This window comes from Bradyrhizobium huanghuaihaiense, assembly GCF_007830635.1.
GTDB lineage: Bacteria > Pseudomonadota > Alphaproteobacteria > Rhizobiales > Xanthobacteraceae > Bradyrhizobium > Bradyrhizobium huanghuaihaiense.
The window spans coordinates 131,634-149,047 of the sequence record NZ_VLLA01000003.1 but is presented as its reverse complement, the minus strand read 5'-3'; the positions used below and the strand labels follow the sequence as shown (position 1 = coordinate 149,047).

Here is a 17,414-nt window from a genome sequence, read left to right as displayed (position 1 = left end):
TGCGGGCTACAGCTGATTTGGCATCCTCGATCCAATGACCGAAGACGATCTGACTGACGAAATCTCAGACATCGAGGATCGGATCGAGGCGCTGGCCGAGATCGCCGAGCGCTGCCGGAAATACATCCTGGCGTCCAAGATCGCCATCGGCGGCGGTGCGGCGCTGCTGTTGATCACGATCCTCGGCCTGTTGGGGACGGGGCAGACCGCGGCGCTCGGATCGATCGCGCTGGTGCTGGGCGGGATCGTGTCGCTTGGTTCCAACGTCAGCACGTTGCGGCAGACCAACGACGCGATCAGCAGCGCCGAGGCGCTCCGCTCGCGATTGATCGGCACGATCGACCTTCGCGTGGTCGAGGATACGCCGATGAAACTGGTGTGATGAGCCTCACTGCCCGTCGGGCGATCGGGAATTTGCCATGTCCACGCTGTTCGCCTTCTTCCATCACCTCTGCGCCTTCACGCTGGTTGCGGCGGTTGCGGTCGAGTTCACGCTGATCCGGCAGGAACTGACGGTGTCGACCGCGCGACGGCTCCAGGTCACCGATATCGTGCTGGGCACGGCAGCCGCGGCGCTGTTTGTCGTCGGGCTGCTGCGGGTGCTCTTTTTCGAGAAAGGCTACGACTACTACCTTCATTGCTACGCCTTCCTGGCGAAGATCGCGCTCTTTGTCGCCCTCGGAGCGCTGTCCGTCATTCCGACGCAGGAGTTCCTGTCGTGGAGCGCGTCGATCAAGGCGGGGCAGGCGCCCGTGCTCGACGCCGAACGGAAGCGGTTGGTGGCGTCGATCATTCATGGGGAGCTCGCGGCCATCGTGGTCATCCTGCTCTGTGCGGCGGTGATGGCGCGGGGAGGGTGGGTTTAGCCCGTCAAGGGAGGCGTGGCTTTCGCAACATAGAATGCATCACCGCAGCGAGGACACCAGCAGCCACGCGCCCGCGGCCACACATGCAATGCCGGCAGCGCGCGCGATCCATCGTCCGGCCGGCGTCAGCTTCTCGAGCAGGACGAGCAGCGCCAACAGCGCGATCCAGAGCACGTTCATCACGCCGCCTATGAACAGAAGTGCCATCAAGAGCCAGCAGCAGCCGACACAATAGCTTCCGTGCCGAAGCCCCAGCAGCAGGCAGCCTCGCGGCGTGTCGCGAAACCCGCCGTGGCGCATCAGGAACAGAAACGGCGACTGGCATTGGACGAGGCAGACGTCCTTGAGCGGCGTCCATTGATAGATGCCGGCCGCGATCAGCACGCATGCGCCGAGCAGGTTGCTGGCGAGCGTCATCCGGGAGTCGAGAAGGGCTGCGCGATCGACCCCCCATTGCAGAAGGGTTGCGACAAGCGAAAAGCCGGCCCAGGCGAGGAGATAACCGGCCGCAAACCAGCCGGTTGCCGCGAACGGCTTGGCCTGTGCCTTCGCCCGCCGGCCGACGCTGGCGTACATGAGGATCATGGGCGCGGCCGAAGGCGCCATCATTCCGACCATCATCACCGCCCACATCAGGAATACGTATGCGAACTCGAACGTTCGCCACGGCTCGCTCGTGGGCAACATGATTCCGATCCCGGCCGGAATCATGCGGAAGCCGGTCATGTCCATGCCGCCCATGTCCATGTCGTCCGCGAGCCAGAGCACATAGGCCCATGCCAGCGCGACGATGGTCAGAATCGCGCCGCCGACGATCCAGCGGTCGCGGCGCAGCACGGTTTCGAGAGCGCTGTCGGTCATTTGTGATGCGTGTTGCCGGCCTTTTCGCAGACCGTCACATCAGGAGCGGCATCAAGCCTGGTTCGACCACTGGATCGGCGCATAGAGACCGTTCCTGCCGGAATTGTCCCAGCGCATGCCATGATCGCTGTACGTATTGCCGGCGGCGCCGACCGCCATCACCATCCTGTCGGGGCTGACGGGGTGGCCGATGTTGGCCCACATTTCGCCGCTCGGGTGCATGGTCGGCAACGGATCAACGGACATGTGCAGAATGCCCGGGATTTCCGCGGACCGAGTCTTGCCGTCGATCCGGAATGTGATCGGGGCCTTCTTCACCCCCAGGTTCTTGCTGATCAGCGGTACGAACGCGGCCATGGGACCACCGGCCGCGCCGCTGAAGATCGCAGCCAGCGCCTCGGTCTGCCGATCGTCGGCGCTCTGATCGACATAGGTGGCCTGCGACCAGTTCCCGTCAGCCATGACTCCGGGCGCATGGAGAATAACCAGCACGTTCAGTCCATCGAGTGCGACGTCGCCGTAACGCCCGGTCTCGATGTGGAAAATCAGCGGCACGTTGCAGAAGCCCTCGGTCGGTCGCGCGGTCAGCGGGGCACCCGCAGACACGAGGCACGGGCACACGATGCTGCAACTGCAATTTTCGAAATAGTCACCGGAAAGCTGCCACGAGACCTGGTCCACCATCGCTCCCTCCCGCTAGGCCGAACCCGACAGATCACATTCGAATGAGCTACCTGTGGTGGAAAGCTACGCCGCGTGCGCGGGAACCGCAAGACGATGCGCCAATGAAGTTGGTGTGAAGCGGCGGCGGCGTTAGCGCCAGCCTAGCCCACCACTTCTCCATTCGTTCGGGCAGACCTGGTGGGTCACGGCTTTCGCCTGACCCATTCTGCGAGCTACGAGCTGATCCGTCCTATCAACGCGCCTTATCCGCTGCGGCGAAATGCGCCATCTGGTCGGCGTGGGCCTTGGCGAAGGCCGGGCGGGCCGTGGCGCGCGCGAGATAGGCGCGGCAGGCGGGACTGTCCGCGAGCCCGTCGAAGCGGTCGACGGGGCGCAGCACGTCCGCCATCAGGATGTCGGCGACGGAGAAGGAGCCCGCCAGCCATTCGCGGCCGGCCAGCACCGGCTCGAGATTCTTGAGGCGGATCTTCAGGAAGCCGTCGACGAACTTCACGGCCGGTGAACCGTCGTCGCTGCCGGTGAACTTGAACATGGACCAGGGCAGGCTTGCCATCTCCACCGAATTGAGCGCGGCAAACACCCATTTTGTCGCCTCGCTGCGGCCGCGCGGATCTGACGGCATCAGCTTCGCGCTGAGCGCGCCGAGATGGAGCAGGATCGCGCCGCTCTCGAAGATCGAGAGGTCGCCGTCGGTCAGCCACGGCACCTGGCCGAACGGCTGGTGCGCGAGATGTGTAGCGCCGCGGTCGCCGAACGGCGTGCTCGCGACGCGGTAGGGCAGGGACGCTTCTTCCAGCGCCCAGCGTACGCGAAGATCGCGCACCAGACCGCGCGGCATCTCGGGAACCCAGTCGAAGGTGGTGAGGGTGAGGTCGGACATGTGGGGTCTCCGTGCTGTCTTAAGCCTAGGACGGATGGCGAGCGGGCGTTCCGACAGCGGAGCGATGTTTTTTCGTAGGGTGGATTAGCCAGCGGCTGCGCCGCTGGCGCAATCCACCAACGTCTGCTTCGCCAGATGGAGGCGTGGCGGATTACGCTTCGCTAATCCGCCCTACGGACCGATACTACTGCCCGAGCTTCCCCAACTTCCCTTGCTTCGCGGCCTCGACCGCGCGCTCCGCATCCTCCGGCAGCAGCAAGCGTTCCGCCACCTGCCGCGCGGCCTCGCGTCGCACAGCCGCCACATATGCCCCGTCATCGGCATAGCGCTCCGCAATCGACAGCCGGGGATCGTGCACTTCCTTCCGCGCGGCCTCCGTTGGCGCGAACGGCACTACCGCGCCTTGGAGCGGATAGAGCGCGGTCGGGCCAAAGCCCTGCGCGCGCGGATTCCATGCGGTGTAGGTCGCGCGCGGCACCGCCACTGCGAGCTGACGGATACCTGATATCGCCATGCCGTCAGCGTCCGCCTTCGGCACGAACACGGGATAGCGGCCGATCTCCTTGGGCGGCAGCACGCTCTGGTCGGAGAAGACGGAGAGCGTGTGGATGCCGGCATAGGGCAAGCCGGGAATATCCGTCGGCACCGCGCCTAACGCCGGCACCAGCGTGCCGTGGGCACGCATCGGGATGCGGCTTGCGGGCGGCTTGATGCCATCGCTGATCCAGGCGTTGAGATCGGTGAGGAGCGCGCGCATCGGCATGCCCGCATGCATCGGGTTCTGCGGCAGCGACATCGCCGGCAAGCCCTTGCGCATTGCCTCCGCGGCTTCGGCGAAATGCGGCGTGCCCGTGATCATGTAGGCGCGGACGTTGTCGGGGAGGTCGAGATGGTTGCCGGCGAGGTCGGTGACCAGCAGTGAGGCGTGCGAGGCCCACCATTCGTGCTCGCTGTCGGTCTGCATCACCTTCGGACAGGTGGCCGAGAGCGAGCAGCGCCGCAACAGGCCGTCGGTCTTGCCGGAATAGGGATCGCTCAACGTCGCGTAGGTGAACGGGAACAGATCGGCCTGCCACGCCGGATCCTGCGGATGGCGCGGGTTGCGGCCGGGCTGGCCGAAGCGGACATTGGTCGCCATCCGCCGCGTGCCCGCGACATGCGGCATCAATCCGTCGAACACGGTGCGGCCCTGGAGATCTTCGTTGAAGCCGAGATAGAGGAAGTCGCGCAGGAAACGGCCGGATTGCGAGACGCCGAAGCCGATGGCGCGGCTGACGGACGAATGCAGGCCATTCAGTAGCGGGTTCGCTGGCGTTTCGTCGTGGCGGAGGAAGCTGACGACATCGCGCACGGCGGCAAAGCCCAGGCCGAGCGGCACCGGATCGCGTGCGGTGTAGGTGATCTCGTAGAGCGCGCCGGCATCGAAGCCCTCGGGTCGGATGATCTCCACCGTCACGGGATCGACCAGCTTTGCCGCAAGGCCTGACGGCGTTTGCCGCGCGTCGGCCCAGGCCGCGCGCACGGTGACGTTGAGGTTGGCGGCGTCAGCTGCGGGCCACGTCAGCGTCGCGCGCGCGGGATTGGTCGTGCTGTCGAAGATCACCTCTTCGCGCGCGGGGCCGGTGACGGCTTTGATCACCGGCGCGGTCATCGCGAGCTGCCCCGGCTTCGACGGAATCTCGCCCTGCCAACCCACCCAGACCACCGTAAAACCCTGGCGGTGCAGGAAGCCGATGCCGGCGTCCTCGGCCTTCTCCGCAATGTTGGCGCCGGGCTGCGCGGAATCGTCGAACAGCTGCGGCGCCAGCTTGCGGCCGCGATTGGGGACTTCCAGCAGCAGCGTGCCGTTGCCGTGGCTGGCATCGCTGGGCCTGAGGATCACGACGTCGGCACTGGCTTCGACCTTGCCGTCGGCGCCACGCGGTGCGAGCGCGAGGTCGGTGATGACGGCGTTGCGGTCGTCGGACGGGTTGAGCGCGAAGGTCGCGCGCGCGGTGATGCGCTCATAGGTGCCGACGGCGCCAAAGCTGCGTCCGGCAAAGGCGGGCACGCGTTCCAAAATGTCGAAGCGGACGATTTCGGCCGGCGAGCGCGCAGGCCACAGGCAGGTGATCGCGATGAGACCCGAGATGATCCTGCGCACGGCTGTCCCTCCCTTGTATGGCGCGACGGCAAGTTCCGCCGCGCGGGCTTTTTGTTGCGGCGACTATAACCGGCTATCCTGAGGCTAAACAACAGGAGGAAATCCGATGCCGGCAGCCTTCTTCGTCGTCCGCGCCATCGTCGCCGATGCGAGCAAGCGCGCCGCCTTCGACAGATGGTACGAGACCGAGCACGTGCCCGATGCGGTGAAGGCGTTCGGCGTCAGCAAAGCCTGGCGGTTCTGGAGCCTCGACGATCCCTCGCTGCACCAGGCGATGTATCAGTTCGATGACGAGGCCAAGCTCGATGCGGTGCTGAAGGGCGATGCGCTCAAACAGCTCGTGGCCGATTTCAACCGCGACTGGCCCGACGTGAAGCGCTCGCGCGAGACGCTGGTGCTGGCGCAGGAGTTCGTGAAGTAGTTGCGCTCCCGTAGCCCGGATGAGCGCAGCGATATCCGGGGAAAGCGTTCCCGCATGTCGCTTCGCTCATGCGGGCTACGAAGCTATCCACTTCGCAACGAATCTGAATGCGCGATTCAGCTTGGGTTCATGTCGTGACCGCGACACTTCCTCTGCATCACTTGCTCGGTCACCTAGAGGACATGTCCATGGAGCGCCGGAACTTTTTGAAACTTGCATTGGGTGTGACGGCGGGCGCCGCCGCCTTCGCCGCGACCGCCCAGGCCGCGCCGTTGTCACCGCAGCCGGTCGGCGGTCCGGGCCGCATGCCGCAGCCCGATGCCGATCTGCATCCGGCCGTCACCACCGGCGATGAGACCGCGCAGCTCAAGCCCGAGCAGGTGCATTGGCGTGGCCACCACCGCCACTGGGGTTGGCGCCGTCGCCACTGGGGCTGGCATCGCCGGCGCTGGCATCGCCGTCACTGGTAAGCTTCGCACAAGCCATGCTTTGGACGGGGATCGCGATCGCGGTCCCCGTTTTGATTCGTGGCTGTTGCGTGACTCCGCCGATGGCCTGTTGGAGGGCCTCAAAAGAAAAAGGCCGCGCGGGGCACTCCCGCGCGGCCAATTCGCAGTGCGAAGAGACGAGATCAGATCGGGCGGCAGCGGCCACCCCACCAGCGGAAACCATAGGGGCACACGCGGGCGCGCGGCACGACGACGACCGGCGCGGGGGCGACCACGATGGGGGCGGGGCGCACAACGACCGCACCGCGCATCGGGCGGCAGCCGCCATAGGGGCCACGGTACCAGCCCGGACCGCAACCCTGCGCGGCGCTGGCCGCCTCGCTGAAACCGACGACCGCGCTCGCGAGCATGGCGGCGGCGAAGAGATATTTCATTTGATCTTCCTTCTCGTCCTTGGGGCAGATTGTTTGGGGCAGGGCGCTTGCGGCGCACAATGAATCAACAGACACGATTCGACACGTTAAATCTGGGAGACACGTGCCGACACGTCGCGATCCAAACCTGCCAATCATGACCTGAATGCGGCATGAACGTGCGCCGCATCCTGCCTCAAGCGACACTCAGCTGTCGCTAGCGGCCGAGAAAGCCCAGCACCAGCTCTTTGTACTTCTCCGGCGACTCCAGGAAGACGAGATGCCCGGTGTCGGGGATCACCTCGGCCCGCGCGTTCGGCATCTTCGCGGCGAGCTGCTTCGCAAGCTCTGCGTTCTGCCCCATTTTTGCGCGCAGAGCCTCCGGCGCGAGCGGCCGGCCCGGCGCGTTGTGGTCGTCGGCGCCCATGATGAACAGCGTCGGCAGCGCGATCAGCGGGATCTCGTGCGCGACCGGCTCGCGATAGATCATCTGGCCGGAAGAGACGAAGGCGCGCAGCCAGCGCGGATAATCGGGGCTGCCCTTGATGTTGAAGCGGGCATCGATGAACGGCGTGATCGCCTCAGGCGGCAGCTTGATCGCGTAGTTGGTCTGGAGCTGCTTGCGATAGACGTCGGCGGTGAGCTTGTCCTCGGTCTCGATGATCTTCTCGGTCGGCGTCGGCGGCACGTAGAGGCGATAGTCCTCGAGGCCGATCGGGGCGGTCAGCACGAGATGGGCGACGCGGTCAGGGTAGGCGCGGGCGATGCGCACGCCCAGCATGCCGCCGAGCGAATGCGCGACGATTTCGGCCTTGTTGATCCCTAAGTGGTCGAGCAGCGCGATGGTGTTGCGCGCCAGATTGTCGAAATGCAGCTCGCCCGCCGGCTTGGAGGATTTGCCGAAGCCGATCTGGTCCGGCACCACGACACGATAGCCGGCCTCGCTCAACATCTTGATGACGGGTGCCCAATAGCTCGCCGGAAAATTGCGTCCATGCAGCAGCACCACGGTGCGGCCGTTCGGCTGCGCCGGCGCGACATCCATATAGGCCATGCTGAGCTGCTCGCCGTCATTGACGACGGGGAGCAAGTGCACGGGATAGGGATAGGCAAAGCCCTCGAGCGCAATGCCGTAGGGCTCGCGCGGTGCGGTCTCGGCGGCGCGGGTGGATGTGAGTGGGGAAGCGAGAAGGGCGGCGGCGAGCGCGGCCAGAAGGAGGCGGTTCATTTGGAGGTCTCTTGTTAGCGGCGTCGTTCCGGGGCGCGCATAGCGCGAACCCGGAACCTCGAGATTCCGGGGTTCGATGCTTTGCATCGTCCCGGAATGACGGTGGCCATAAACGCGTGGATGGCCGGGTCAAGCTCGGGCATGACGGTAGCAGTCGTTCACACGTGATTGTGTGCTGTCACGCGCCCGGCGTGACTAATCCTTCCCGTTGCCGAACAGCGCGGCAAACTGCTTCTCGCCGGTGCGGGTGAAATTGACGACGCGGCTGCCGGGCGTGGGATCGCGCGCGGCCCATTTCAGCTCGGCAAAGCGCTGCATCATGGCGGCGCCCAGCGTGCCGGCGAGATGATGACGCCGCTCGCTCCAGTCGAGGCAGGCCTTGCAGACCGGGCGGCGCGGGTGGCTCAGCATGTCGGACGAGATCTGCAGGTTTTTGGCGAGAAAGCGCTCGCCCTCGGCGGTCAGCTCGATCTCCTGCTTCTTCTGCTTGACCAGATGCCGCTCGCGCAAGGAATCGAGCATCTGCACGCCGAGATCGCCGGCGAGATGGTCGTAGCAGATCCGCGCGCGCCGCAGCGCCGGATCTTTCGGTCCGGTGCGCACGCGCATATGGCCGGTGCGCGCGGCAAGGCCCGCGAGCCCCTCGAGCACGCCAGCGACGTCATCGTCGGTGAGGCGGTAGTAGCGGTGGCGTCCCTGCTTCTCCGGCTCCACCAGCCCGCCGGCCTCGAGCTTGGCCAGATGCGAGCTCGCGGTTTGCGGCGTGATGCCGGCTTCCTGCGCCAGCTCGCTGGCGGTCAGCGCGCGTCCGTTCATCAGCGCCGTGAGCATGTTGGCGCGGGCGGGGTCGCCGACCAGCGCGGCGACCATGGCGATGTCGGGTCCTGATTTCATGCTTCGATGGTAGCCGAAGCATTGTGGTCGGGCAAGCGCGTAGCGTGTCGCCACGAACACGTCATTGCGAGCACACCGGTGCCGTAGGGTGGGCAAAGGAGCGCAGCGACGTGCCCACCAACCGTCGTTGCGGACAAAGGACCGTGGGCACGCTTCGCTTTGCCCACCCTACGAGACCTGCGCTCGCAATGACGGCAGAAAACACAGGAGTCCATCATGTCCGTCACCGTCTTCATCCGCTACCAGCTCGATCCGTTCAAGCGTGCGCAGTTCGAGGAATATTCAAAACGCTGGCTCACCATCATCCCGAAATGCGGCGGCGACCTGATCGGCTATTTCATGCCGCATGAGGGCACCAACAACATCGCCTTCGCGCTGATCACCTTCGAGAGCCTCGCCGCCTATGAGGCCTATCGCGCCCGACTGCGCCAGGATGCGGAGGGCATGGCGAACTTCCATTTCGCCGAGGAGCACAAATTCATCCTCGCCGAAGAGCGCACCTTCCTGCGCAAGGTGGTATTGTAGGCCGTCAAACATGAGGAGATGCCCATGATCGCCGTGATCTTCGAGGTCTGGCCCAAGCCGGAACACCGCCAGACCTATTTCGACCTCGCAGCCGATCTGAAGCCGCTCCTGCAAACCATCGACGGCTTCATCTCGGTCGAGCGTTTCGAGAGCCTGACCGAGAAGGGCAAGATCCTGTCGCTGTCGTTCTGGCGGGACGAGGCAGCCGTGCAGGCCTGGCGCAACACCATGGAGCACCGCCGCACCCAGGCCAAAGGCAGGGCGCAGATCTTCGCCGATTATCACTTGCGCATCGCCAGCGTTGTCAGGGACTACGGCATGAACGATCGCGAGGAGGCGCCGAAGGACAGCCGCGCCGTGCATGACGCGCACTAGCGCGCTCGATGATGCGTGCCTATCTCTGCGCGGCCAACAAGGGAGAGAAACATGCATGTGACGACCGCTGACAAGCGCGCGACGTTCAAGAAGATGCACGAGAGCGGCTGCTTCATCCTGCCCAATCCGGTCGATGTCGGCAGCGCCAAGGCGTTGCAACATCTCGGTTTCAAGGCGATCGCGTCATCGAGCGCAGGTTTTGCCTGGACCATCGGCAAGGCCGACAATCACGTCACCGTCGAGGACGTCTGTCAGCATCTGGCAGCATTGAGCTCGGCGGTCGACATCCCCGTGAACGCTGATTTCGAGGGCGGCTTTGCCGTCGAGCCGGACAAGGTCGCCGACAATGTCGAGCGCGGTGTGCGCACCGGCGTCGCCGGCCTGTCGATCGAAGATTCCACCGGCGACAAGGACAAGCCGCTCTACGACCGCGCGCTGGCGGTCGAGCGCATCAAGGCCTCGCGCAAGGCGATCGGCGACAGCGGCACGCTCTTGGTCGGCCGCTGCGAGGCCTATCTCTGGGGCGTCACCGATCTCAAGCTCGTCATCGACCGGCTTACCGCCTACGCGGATGCCGGTGCCGATTGTCTCTATGCGCCGGGGCTCAAGACCCGCGAGGACATCACTGCTGTGGTGAAGGCTGTCGCACCGAAGCCGTTCAACCTTCTGATCGGCGGCTCCGGCCTGTCGCTGAGGGAAGCCGAAGATCTCGGCGTGCGCCGCATCAGCGTCGGCGGCTCGCTCGCCCGCGCCGCCTGGGGCGGCTTCATGCGCGCCGCGAAGGAGATGGCGGAGAAGGGGACCTTTGCCGAGCTTGGCAGCGGCTATTCCGGCGGCGAGCTCAACAAGATGTTCAGCTAAACAAACAGCGGCGGGATGTTGAGTCCCGCCGCTCTGTCATCCTCTCGTGTCATGCCCCGCGAAAGCGGGGCATCCAGTACGCCGCGGCTTCTCGATTGAATCACCGCCGCCTCGGAGTACTGGGTCGCCCGGTCAAGCCGGGCGACGACAGCTATCATGTGGCTCTTACTTCGCGCCGTCAGACGGCTTCTGCGTGTCCGGAGCCGGCTTGGTCGGCGCAGCACCCGTGGTCACACCCGGCTCGGTGTTGTTGCGCGGCGTCACGTCACGCATGCCGGGAGGGGCGGCCGGATTGGCCGGCGCCGTCTGCTGGGCAGTCCGCGGCGTCGGCTCGTTGCTCGCCTGGTTGCCCGTGGTGCTGTTGTTCAGGCCGTAGAACACGGCGCCGAGCACCAGGGCGACAGCCACGGCAAACAGCGCGATCTTACCGCTGGAGGCGGGGCCTTCGCCAAGCTCGGGATCCGCCTGAAGGTCGGCATCCCGGCGTGCCGCGCGAAGATACTCATCGTCGGCGAGGTTCGGGCGATACGGATCGTTGGGAAAACGGTCGTCAGCCATCGATTGGTCTCCTCGGTTATTGCGCCGGGACAACCATCAGGTGCGAGATTCTGTTCCGCCCCCCTTCATGCTTTCGTCGCATGTTGCCTTCGCCCCGGGAATCGGGAACCTGTTCCGCCGGGAGCCCCGCGCGTGAGTTCCATTGCGCGAGGGAGGGAACAGGGCGATGTGGAGCCTGCCACCGACTGATACCGTGCTGCATTTCCTGTCGCTGGTCGCGGTGGCCGCACAGGGCATGACGGCTGCGCTCGCTGCCGGACGCCGCAGCATGGATTGGCTGGGCGTCTGCTTCCTCGGCTGCATCACCGCGCTCGGCGGCGGCACGCTGCGCGATCTCTTCCTCGGACACTATCCGCTGGCCTGGGTCGCCAACCCCGTTTATCTCGCGCTCGCCGGCGGCGCGGCCTTCGTTACCATTCTGATCGCGCGCCTCGTGCACCGGCTGAAGGTCGCCTTCATCGTGCTCGATGCCATCGGCCTCGTCGTCTTCACCATGACCGGTTGCGACGTCGCCTGGCAGATGGATGCGACGCTGCCTATCGTGATCGTCTCCGGCATGGTGACGGGTTGCGCCGGCGGCGTGCTGCGCGACGTGCTCTGTAACGACGTGCCGCTGCTGTTCCGCTCCGAGCTCTACGCCAGTGTCTCGGTGGTGACGGGGCTGTTCTATGCGACCGCGTTCGGTTTGCAGCTCAACGCGGGGCTCTGGACCATCCTGACCTTCGTGCTCGGCATCAGCTTCCGTCTGCTCGCGGTGCGCTACAAATGGGAGATGCCGAAATTCGTGTTCACGGGGGATGAGGAGAGGTAGGCTCCATTCATGCCGTCATTGCGAGCGCAGCGAAGCAATCCAGAATCTTTCCTCGGAGGGACTCTGGATTGCTTCGCTGCGCCCGCAATGACGAGAAGGAGGCAGCGGAGGACTACTCCTCCCTCCTTGCCCTCGCCACCTGCGACGGCGTCACCGGCGGACCGGCATTACCCCAGGAATTGCGGATGTAGTTCGTCACCGCGGCGATCTCGCCGTCGGACAATGTCTTGGCATAGGCCGGCATCTCGCCGGTGTTCGGCGCGCGCGGCGTCGTCACGGTATAGGCGCCGTCGAGGATGATGCGCAGGGTCGAGGATGGATTGACCGATTGCAGCAGCGCATTGCCCGGCAGCGGCGGATAGATCCGCGGCGCGCCTGAGCCGTCGGCCTCGTGGCAGGCGATGCAAAGCTTGGCGTAGACAGCCTGGCCGGCCTTCATCTCGGCATCGTCGGGCGGCGTGACGATCGTCTCGCGCCGTGCCGGTGCCAGGCTTTTCAGATACAGCGCGATCGCGCGGACATCGGCATCGCTCATCTTCGCCGTGGAATTGACGACCACCTCGGCCATCGGACCGTCAGCATGACTCTTCGCGTTGCGTCCGCTTTGCAGATACTCCGCGATATCAGCCTCGCTCCAGGATTTCAGCCCGGTGCGCGCGGCGCCATCGAGCCTCGGCGCGTACCAGCCGCCGACCTCGTTGCCCGACAGCGCCTGGGCCTGCTTGTCGGCGCCAAAATAGTTCTTCGGCGTGTGGCAGGCGCCGCAATGGCCGAGACCGGTGACGAGATAGCCGCCTCTGTTCCACGCTGCACTCTGGTTCTGATCCGGCTCGAACAGGCCGGGCTTGAAATACACGGCGTTCCAGATCCGCATCAGGCCGCGGTAGCCGAACGGCCAGCGCAGCTCCGGCGGCTTGTTGCGGCTCGCCACGGGTGCGAGCGTGCCGAGATAGGCGCGGATCGCCAGCGTGTCGTCCTTCGTCATCTTCGTGAAGTAAGGGTAGGGGAAGGCCGGATAATAGTTCGATCCATCCGGCGCGATGCCGTAGCGCAGGGCCCGGGTGAAATCGGCATCCGCCCAGGCGCCGATCCCGGTGTCGCGGTCGGGCGTCAGGTTCGGCGCATAGATCGCGCCGAAGGGTGTGTCGATGCGCTTTCCGCCAGCGAACGGCTTTGCCGGATCGGCGGTGTGGCAGCCAGCGCAGTCACCGGCCTGGACCAGAGCCTTGCCATAGGCGATCAGCTCCGGCGACGGTTCGGCGGCACGGGCCGCGCTTCCAACCGCACTGCACAACGCCAAACCCGCGAGAGCCAAGCCAGCCAGAATCGTCCGCATCGAAGCCTCTCCTGCGACCAATCGACCGCACCCGCGTGAAAGGAGCGTCAATTCATTTCGCGATGGCGGGGGTATGGTGACACAAATTGAAAATGCCCGATGCCTTTGCAGCCACGAAATTGCGATTTTTACCCGGCGCTCCCTTTGGTCCAGATTTGTGGTGCGGAGCGTTAAATATCCGACATAGAGTGGTACAGGTGGTCGGCGCGCCCTAGCTAAAAACGACGGGCAGGCAACGGCTTAAGCAGCCAAACGCTCAAAAGGGCGGATGAGGACAAGAATGGGCATCAACCAGGGTCCGATCAGTCTCGATCAGAAATACACCCAGCAGACCGGACACGTCTTCACCACGGGCATCCAGGCCCTGGTCCGCCTGCCGATGGCGCAGATCCGGCGCGACCGCGCCAATGGCCTCAACACCGCGGGCTTCATTTCCGGCTATCGCGGCTCGCCGCTCGGCGGCTACGACCAGCAGCTGTTCGCCGCCCGCAAGCATCTCGAGCAGTACAACATCAAGTTCCAGCCCGGCGTGAACGAGGACCTCGCCGCGACTGCCGTGTGGGGCTCGCAGCAGCTCAACCTCTCGCCCGGCGCCAAGTATGACGGCGTGGTCGGCATCTGGTACGGCAAGGGCCCCGGCGTCGACCGCTGCGGCGACGTGTTCCGCCACGGCAATGCCGCCGGCTCGGCCAAGAACGGCGGCGTGCTGTGCCTTGCCGGCGACGACCACGGCGCCAAGTCTTCGACGGTCCCGCATCAGTCCGACCATGCCTTCATCTCGGCGCTGATGCCGTATCTCTATCCCTCGAGCATCCATGAGATGATCGAGATGGGCCTGCTCGGCATCGCGATGTCGCGCTACTCCGGCTGCTGGGTCGGCATGAAGGTGATCACGGAGACGGTGGAGACCACCGCCGAGATCGATCTCACCGACGAGATGAAGCCCTTCATCATTCCCACCGATTTCGAGCTGCCGCCCGGCGGCCTCAATCTACGCTGGCCCGACGACCGCTTCGAGCAGGACCGCCGCCTGCAGGACTACAAGGGCTTTGCCGCGATCGCCTTTGCGCGCGCCAACAAGGTCAACCGCATCACCATGGATTCGCCGAATGCCCGCTTCGGCATCATGGCGTCCGGCAAGAGCTATGAGGACGTGCGGCAGGCGCTGCGCGAGCTCGGGATTACCGAGGAGGTCGCCGCCAAGATCGGCTTGCGCCTCTACAAGATCGGGATGCCCTGGCCGCTGGAGCCGGAAGGCGTGCGCCAGTTCGCGGTCGGCCTCGAAGAGATCTTCATCGTCGAGGAGCGGCGCGAGATCGTCGAGAACCAGGTCAAGCAGGAGCTGTTCAACTGGCGCGACGACGTCCGCCCGCGCATCGTCGGCAAGATGGACGAGCACGACAAGCGTTTCCTGACCTTCGCCGCCGAGCTCAGCGTCGCCTCGCTTGCGACCTCGCTCACCGAGCGACTGCTCCGACTTAATCTCAACCCTGAGATCGCGGAGATGCTTCGCGTCAAGGCCGACTGGTTCAACGGCCGTCAGGCGACCCAGATGCAGGCGGTCGCACCGGTGTCCCGCACCCCTTATTTCTGCTCCGGCTGTCCCCACAACACCTCGACCAAGGTCCCCGAGGGAAGTCGCGCGCTCGCCGGCATCGGCTGCCACTTCATGGCGCTGTGGATGGACCGCTCGACTGAGACCTTCACCCATATGGGCGGCGAGGGCGTGCCGTGGGTCGGCATCGCACCCTTCACCAACGAGAACCACATTTTCGCGAACCTCGGCGACGGCACTTATTTCCATTCCGGCAGTCTCGCCATCCGCCAGTCGATCGCCTCCAAGGCGAACATCACCTACAAGATCCTCTACAACGACGCCGTCGCCATGACCGGCGGCCAGCGCCATGACGGCGATCTCTCGCCGCAGAAGATCATGGCTCAGCTTCACGCCGAGGGCATCAGCGAGATTTATCTCGTCTCGGAAAATCCGGACGCCTATCCGGCTGACACCATCGCGCCGGGCGTGAAGAAATATCACCGCGACGAGCTCCAGAACGTCATGAAGATGTGCCGCGAATACAAGGGCACGTCGGCGATCGTGTTCGTGCAGACCTGCGCCGCCGAGAAGCGCCGCCGCCGCAAGCGCGGCCTGATGGAGGATCCGGCGCGCCGTGTCATGATCAACCCGGCGGTCTGCGAAGGCTGCGGCGACTGCTCGGTGCAGTCGAACTGCATCTCGGTCGAGCCGCTGGAGACCGAGTTCGGCCGCAAGCGCGCCATCAACCAGTCGTCCTGCAACAAGGACTATTCCTGCCTCAAGGGCTTCTGTCCGTCCTTCGTCACCATCGACGGCGGCGCGCCGCGCCACCGTGCGCCGGCCGAACTCGCCGAGATCGGCGAGCTGCCCGAGCCCGCATCGCGTCCGACGCTCGACAAGCCCTATAACATCGCGGTCGGCGGCGTCGGCGGCACCGGCGTGCTCACCATCGGCGCGCTGCTGGGCATGGCCGCCCATATCGAGGGCAAGGCGTCGATGATCCTGGACATGTCGGGCCTGGCGCAAAAGGGCGGTGCGGTGCTCAGCCATGTCCGCCTGTCCGATCATCCGGCCGAGGTGACCTGCTCGCGCATCGTCACCGGCACGGCCGATCTCGTGCTCGCCGCCGACGAAGTGGTCGCGGTCGCCAAGGACACCATCTCGCTGTGCGACAGCAGCCGCACCCGCGGCGTCATCAACAGCCACGTCATCCCCACCGCCGACTTCATCCTCAATCGCGACTTCAACTTCCAGACCCGCAAGCTCAATGCGGTGCTGGAGACGGCGCTGCACAAGGACTCCGTGTTCTTCGACTTCACCAGACCGGCCGAGCAGCTGCTCGGCGACAGCATCGCCACCAACATGATGATGATGGGCTATGCCTATCAGAAAGGGCTGTTCCCGCTATCCGCTGAATCGATCGAGCAGGCCATCGAGGTCAACGGCGTCTCGATCAAGATGAACAAGGAAGCCTTCCGCCTCGGCCGCCTCGCGGTCGCCGATCCCAAGCGTCTTGCTGACATGCTGAAGGGGACGGAGGAGGTCGTTGCGCCGAAGACGCTGGATGCCATGACGCTCGACGAGGTCATCGAGCATCGCGCCAAGCATCTCACCGCCTACCAGAACACCCGCCTCGCCAAGCGCTATCGCAAGCTGGTCGACCAGGTCCGCGATGCCGCCAAGCAGGGCGATTATGGCGATGCGTTGCCGCGCGCGGTCGCCGTGAATTACGCCAAGCTGCTGGCCTACAAGGATGAGTACGAAGTCGCGCGCCTGTTCACCGACGGCGCCTTCGAGCAGCAGCTCCGCGACCAGTTCGAGGGCGACTTCAAGTTCAGCTTCAACCTCGCGCCGCCGATCCTCAGCAGCGGCATCGATGCGATCGGCCGCCCCAAGAAGCGCGCCTTCGGCCCGTGGATGCTGAAGGTCTTCCGCGTGCTGGCAAAGTTCAAATTCCTGCGCGGCACGGCGCTCGACATCTTCGGCCGCAGTGCCGACCGCAAGCTCGAGCGCGACCTGATCGCCGGCTACGAAAAGGACGTCACCACCGTGCTCGGCCTGTTGTCGCCCGTCACGATCGACACCGCGGTCGAATTGCTCTCGCTGCCCGACCGCATCCGCGGCTACGGCCCGGTGAAAGAGAAGGCGGTTCAGGACGCCAAAGCCCGCTACGCGCAGCTCGCAGCTGATCTCGCCAATCCGCCGCCCGCGCCACGGCAGATCGCAGCAGAGTAGGGCATTGATTTACTTGTAGCCCGGGTGAGCGAAGCGATACCCGGGACGGTTTTCACGGAATCCCGGATGTCGCTGCGCTCATCCGGGCTACAATCGACCGCACGATTTTCCGTTTGAATTCAACCATCATCCTACTGTGCATGGGGTTGTTTTCGGCAAAAAAGACATCCGCTTGCGCCGTCGGGCAAAACACCTTTAGGATTTCGCCTGTCGCATCCGTCATTGCGAGCGCAGCGAAGCAATCCAGAAATGCATCCGCGGAAAGACTCCTGGATTGTTTCGCGGCGCTCGTAATGACGGCGTTGAGGGAGCGAGCAATGCATAACCGTCACCCTGA

18 protein-coding genes are annotated in these 17,414 nt (G+C 65.0%); 9 read left to right on the top strand and 9 right to left on the bottom strand.

The annotated features are described in order from the left end of the window. Positions 1–34: 34 nt before the first annotated feature. Both IQ16_RS08355 and IQ16_RS08350 read left to right on the top strand, forming a co-directional pair. The gene (locus IQ16_RS08355) at positions 35–382 is read left to right on the top strand and encodes a hypothetical protein (RefSeq protein WP_018647279.1); all 348 of its coding nucleotides are present in this window, start codon (positions 35–37) and stop codon (positions 380–382) included. 37 nt (positions 383–419) lie between these two features. After that, positions 420–866, top strand: coding sequence for a DUF2214 family protein (locus IQ16_RS08350; protein ID WP_018647280.1), 447 nt, complete (start codon positions 420–422; stop codon positions 864–866). A 39-nt stretch (positions 867–905) separates the two neighbouring features. On the opposite strand, the gene IQ16_RS08345 is transcribed toward IQ16_RS08350, so the two are convergent. From IQ16_RS08345 to IQ16_RS08330, 4 genes are all read right to left on the bottom strand, one after another. Further along, the gene (locus tag IQ16_RS08345) at positions 906–1,727 is read right to left on the bottom strand and encodes a DUF2182 domain-containing protein (protein WP_018647281.1); all 822 of its coding nucleotides are present in this window, start codon (positions 1,725–1,727) and stop codon (positions 906–908) included. Between the two features lie 51 nt (positions 1,728–1,778). Continuing rightward, complete coding sequence (locus tag IQ16_RS08340; protein WP_018647282.1) at positions 1,779–2,411, bottom strand: DUF1326 domain-containing protein; 633 nt, start codon at positions 2,409–2,411, stop codon at positions 1,779–1,781. Positions 2,412–2,643: 232 nt separating this feature from the next. Beyond that, positions 2,644–3,291 (bottom strand): glutathione S-transferase family protein, encoded by a 648-nt coding sequence (locus IQ16_RS08335; RefSeq protein WP_018647283.1) that lies wholly within the window; start codon positions 3,289–3,291, stop codon positions 2,644–2,646. A gap of 184 nt (positions 3,292–3,475) precedes the next feature. Continuing rightward, the gene (locus IQ16_RS08330) at positions 3,476–5,434 is read right to left on the bottom strand and encodes an alpha/beta hydrolase domain-containing protein (RefSeq protein WP_018647284.1); all 1,959 of its coding nucleotides are present in this window, start codon (positions 5,432–5,434) and stop codon (positions 3,476–3,478) included. A gap of 106 nt (positions 5,435–5,540) precedes the next feature. Here IQ16_RS08330 and IQ16_RS08325 point away from each other — a divergent pair, with 106 nt between their 5' ends. Both IQ16_RS08325 and IQ16_RS08320 read left to right on the top strand, forming a co-directional pair. Then, a complete protein-coding gene (locus IQ16_RS08325) occupies positions 5,541–5,855 on the top strand; it encodes a hypothetical protein (protein ID WP_018647285.1) in 315 nt (104 codons plus the stop codon). A gap of 188 nt (positions 5,856–6,043) precedes the next feature. Further along, positions 6,044–6,325, top strand: coding sequence for a twin-arginine translocation signal domain-containing protein (locus tag IQ16_RS08320; RefSeq protein WP_026312671.1), 282 nt, complete (start codon positions 6,044–6,046; stop codon positions 6,323–6,325). Between the two features lie 161 nt (positions 6,326–6,486). Here IQ16_RS08320 and IQ16_RS08315 read toward each other — a convergent pair whose 3' ends face one another. The 3 genes from IQ16_RS08315 to IQ16_RS08305 form a co-directional block, all read right to left on the bottom strand. Then, complete coding sequence (locus IQ16_RS08315; RefSeq protein WP_026312672.1) at positions 6,487–6,738, bottom strand: GCG_CRPN prefix-to-repeats domain-containing protein; 252 nt, start codon at positions 6,736–6,738, stop codon at positions 6,487–6,489. Between the two features lie 196 nt (positions 6,739–6,934). Then, positions 6,935–7,945 carry an alpha/beta fold hydrolase gene (locus IQ16_RS08310; protein ID WP_018647288.1) on the bottom strand — a complete coding sequence of 337 codons (1,011 nt, stop codon included), beginning with the start codon at positions 7,943–7,945 and terminating at the stop codon, positions 6,935–6,937. Positions 7,946–8,140: 195 nt separating this feature from the next. Beyond that, positions 8,141–8,839, bottom strand: coding sequence for an ArsR family transcriptional regulator (locus IQ16_RS08305; RefSeq protein WP_018647289.1), 699 nt, complete (start codon positions 8,837–8,839; stop codon positions 8,141–8,143). A gap of 216 nt (positions 8,840–9,055) precedes the next feature. Between IQ16_RS08305 and IQ16_RS08300 the strand changes: the two genes are divergently transcribed. Genes IQ16_RS08300 through IQ16_RS08290 form a run of 3 tightly spaced genes read left to right on the top strand, consistent with a single transcriptional unit; the run spans position 9,056 to position 10,600 of the window. Further along, positions 9,056–9,364 (top strand): NIPSNAP family protein, encoded by a 309-nt coding sequence (locus IQ16_RS08300; RefSeq protein WP_018647290.1) that lies wholly within the window; start codon positions 9,056–9,058, stop codon positions 9,362–9,364. A gap of 24 nt (positions 9,365–9,388) precedes the next feature. Further along, positions 9,389–9,739, top strand: a complete 351-nt coding sequence (locus IQ16_RS08295; RefSeq protein ID WP_026312673.1) for an antibiotic biosynthesis monooxygenase family protein — start codon at positions 9,389–9,391, stop codon at positions 9,737–9,739. Positions 9,740–9,790: 51 nt separating this feature from the next. Then, a complete protein-coding gene (locus tag IQ16_RS08290; RefSeq protein WP_018647292.1) occupies positions 9,791–10,600 on the top strand; it encodes an isocitrate lyase/PEP mutase family protein in 810 nt (269 codons plus the stop codon). A 165-nt stretch (positions 10,601–10,765) separates the two neighbouring features. Here the strand turns inward: IQ16_RS08290 and IQ16_RS08280 are convergent, their stop codons facing one another. Then, on the bottom strand, positions 10,766–11,158 hold the full coding sequence (locus IQ16_RS08280) for a hypothetical protein (RefSeq protein WP_018647293.1): 393 nt from the start codon (positions 11,156–11,158) through the stop codon (positions 10,766–10,768). Positions 11,159–11,324: 166 nt separating this feature from the next. Between IQ16_RS08280 and IQ16_RS08275 the strand changes: the two genes are divergently transcribed. Continuing rightward, on the top strand, positions 11,325–11,969 hold the full coding sequence (locus IQ16_RS08275) for a trimeric intracellular cation channel family protein (RefSeq protein ID WP_018647294.1): 645 nt from the start codon (positions 11,325–11,327) through the stop codon (positions 11,967–11,969). 112 nt (positions 11,970–12,081) lie between these two features. On the opposite strand, the gene IQ16_RS08270 is transcribed toward IQ16_RS08275, so the two are convergent. Then, positions 12,082–13,305 (bottom strand): cytochrome c, encoded by a 1,224-nt coding sequence (locus IQ16_RS08270; protein WP_026312674.1) that lies wholly within the window; start codon positions 13,303–13,305, stop codon positions 12,082–12,084. A 280-nt stretch (positions 13,306–13,585) separates the two neighbouring features. Here IQ16_RS08270 and IQ16_RS08265 point away from each other — a divergent pair, with 280 nt between their 5' ends. Beyond that, positions 13,586–17,077, top strand: a complete 3,492-nt coding sequence (locus IQ16_RS08265; RefSeq protein ID WP_018647296.1) for an indolepyruvate ferredoxin oxidoreductase family protein — start codon at positions 13,586–13,588, stop codon at positions 17,075–17,077. Positions 17,078–17,414 lie beyond the last annotated feature (337 nt).

Coding starts and splice junctions, on each gene's coding strand:
- IQ16_RS08355 (WP_018647279.1), top strand. CDS start 35: ATGACCGAAGACGATCTGACTGACGAAATCTCAGACATCGAGGATCGG.
- IQ16_RS08350 (WP_018647280.1), top strand. CDS start 420: ATGTCCACGCTGTTCGCCTTCTTCCATCACCTCTGCGCCTTCACGCTG.
- IQ16_RS08345 (WP_018647281.1), bottom strand. CDS start 1,727: ATGACCGACAGCGCTCTCGAAACCGTGCTGCGCCGCGACCGCTGGATC.
- IQ16_RS08340 (WP_018647282.1), bottom strand. CDS start 2,411: ATGGTGGACCAGGTCTCGTGGCAGCTTTCCGGTGACTATTTCGAAAAT.
- IQ16_RS08335 (WP_018647283.1), bottom strand. CDS start 3,291: ATGTCCGACCTCACCCTCACCACCTTCGACTGGGTTCCCGAGATGCCG.
- IQ16_RS08325 (WP_018647285.1), top strand. CDS start 5,541: ATGCCGGCAGCCTTCTTCGTCGTCCGCGCCATCGTCGCCGATGCGAGC.
- IQ16_RS08320 (WP_026312671.1), top strand. CDS start 6,044: ATGGAGCGCCGGAACTTTTTGAAACTTGCATTGGGTGTGACGGCGGGC.
- IQ16_RS08315 (WP_026312672.1), bottom strand. CDS start 6,738: ATGAAATATCTCTTCGCCGCCGCCATGCTCGCGAGCGCGGTCGTCGGT.
- IQ16_RS08310 (WP_018647288.1), bottom strand. CDS start 7,945: ATGAACCGCCTCCTTCTGGCCGCGCTCGCCGCCGCCCTTCTCGCTTCC.
- IQ16_RS08305 (WP_018647289.1), bottom strand. CDS start 8,839: ATGAAATCAGGACCCGACATCGCCATGGTCGCCGCGCTGGTCGGCGAC.
- IQ16_RS08300 (WP_018647290.1), top strand. CDS start 9,056: ATGTCCGTCACCGTCTTCATCCGCTACCAGCTCGATCCGTTCAAGCGT.
- IQ16_RS08295 (WP_026312673.1), top strand. CDS start 9,389: ATGATCGCCGTGATCTTCGAGGTCTGGCCCAAGCCGGAACACCGCCAG.
- IQ16_RS08290 (WP_018647292.1), top strand. CDS start 9,791: ATGCATGTGACGACCGCTGACAAGCGCGCGACGTTCAAGAAGATGCAC.
- IQ16_RS08280 (WP_018647293.1), bottom strand. CDS start 11,158: ATGGCTGACGACCGTTTTCCCAACGATCCGTATCGCCCGAACCTCGCC.
- IQ16_RS08275 (WP_018647294.1), top strand. CDS start 11,325: ATGTGGAGCCTGCCACCGACTGATACCGTGCTGCATTTCCTGTCGCTG.
- IQ16_RS08270 (WP_026312674.1), bottom strand. CDS start 13,305: ATGCGGACGATTCTGGCTGGCTTGGCTCTCGCGGGTTTGGCGTTGTGC.
- IQ16_RS08265 (WP_018647296.1), top strand. CDS start 13,586: ATGGGCATCAACCAGGGTCCGATCAGTCTCGATCAGAAATACACCCAG.